This is a genomic window from Nitrospirillum amazonense (assembly GCF_029594735.1).
GTDB classification, from domain to species: domain Bacteria; phylum Pseudomonadota; class Alphaproteobacteria; order Azospirillales; family Azospirillaceae; genus Nitrospirillum; species Nitrospirillum amazonense.
Genome location: NZ_JARPAF010000001.1, coordinates 276,248 through 277,765, shown reverse-complemented (window position 1 = coordinate 277,765; position 1,518 = coordinate 276,248). Strand labels below are relative to the sequence as shown.

Below are 1,518 nucleotides of genomic sequence, written 5' to 3'. Positions count from 1 at the left end.
GTGCCGCTGCCGGTACTGGCCATGGTCACCGCGCTGATGCTGTCGCCATTCACCAGGCCGCTGCTGCTGTAGCCCGTCAGGCTGGCGCTGGCCCCGTAGGTCTTGGTCGCACCGCTGGCCGTGATCGTCAGCGCCGCCGGGTTCACCGTCAGCGTGCCATCAGCGTAGCTCACCGAGTAGTTGCTGAGCCCCGTGCCCGTGGCGCCGCTGGCGGTAATGGTGTAGCTGCCCACCGACGCCGCCGTACCGCTGCCGCCGGACGCGAGCGTCACCGCGCTGATGCTGTCACCGTTCACCAGCCCGCTGCTGCTGTAGCCCGTCAGGCTGGCGCTGGTGCCGTAGGTCTTGGTCGCCCCACTGGCCGTGATCGTCAGCGCCGCCGGGTTCACCGTCAGCGTGCCATCAGCGTAGCTCACCGAGTAGTTGCTCAGCCCCGTGCCCGTGGCGCCGCTGGCCACAACGCTGTAGCTGCCCACCGACGCGGCCGTGCCGGACCCGCTGGACGCGAGCGTCACGGCGCTGATGCTGTCGCCATTCACCAGCCCGCTGCTGCTGTACCCCGTCAGGCTGGCGCTGGTGCCATAGGTCTTGCTCGCCCCGCTGGCCGTGATGGTCAACGCCGCCGGGTTCACCGTCAGCGTGCCGTCGGCGTAGCTCACCGAGTAATTGCTGAGCCCCGTCCCCGTGGCGCCGCTGGCCACAACGCTGTAGCTGCCCACCGACGCCGCCGTGCCGGACCCGCTGGACGCCAAGGTCACGGCACTGACGCTGTCGCCATTCACCAGGCCACTGCTGCTGTAGCCCGTCAGGCTGGCGCTGGTGCCGTAGGTCTTGCTCGCACCGCTGGCCGTGATCGTCAGCGCCGCAGGGTTCACCGTCAGCGTGCCATCGGCATAGCTCACCGAGTAATTGCTGAGACCCGTCCCCGTGGCGCCGCTGGCCACAACGCTGTAGCTGCCCACCGACGCCGCCGTGCCGGAACCGCTGGACGCCAGGGTCACGGCGCTGATGGTATCGCCATTCACCAGGCCGCTGCTGCTGTACCCCGTCAGGCTGGCGCTGGTGCCGTAGGTCTTGCTCGCCCCGCTGGCCGTGATGGTCAGTGCCGCCGGATTCACCGTCAGCGTGCTGGCGGCGTAGCTCACCGAGTAATTGCTGAGCCCCGTCCCCGTCGCACCGCTGGCCACAACGCTGTAGCTGCCCACCGACGCCGCCGTGCCGGACCCGCTGGACGCCAAGGTCACGGCACTGACTGTCAGGCTGGCGCTGGTCCCGTAGGTCTTGGACGCCCCGCTGGCCGTGATCGTCAGTGCCGCCGGGTTCACCGTCAGCGTGCCGGCGGCGTAGCTCACCGAGTAGTTGCTGAGCCCCGTGCCCGTGGCGCCGCTGGCCGTGATGGTGTAGCTGCCCACCGAGGCGGCGGTGCCGCTGCCCGTGCTGGCCAGGGTCACCGCGCTGATGCTGTCGCCATTCACCAGCCCGCTGCTGCTGTACCCCGTCAGGCTGGCGCTGGCCCCG

1 protein-coding gene is annotated in these 1,518 nt (G+C 70.0%); it reads right to left on the bottom strand.

The features are described 5' to 3' along the window. Nucleotides 1-1,518 (bottom strand): beta strand repeat-containing protein (locus tag P5F91_RS00995; RefSeq protein WP_277906791.1); only part of this gene is annotated, 1,518 nt, incomplete at both ends.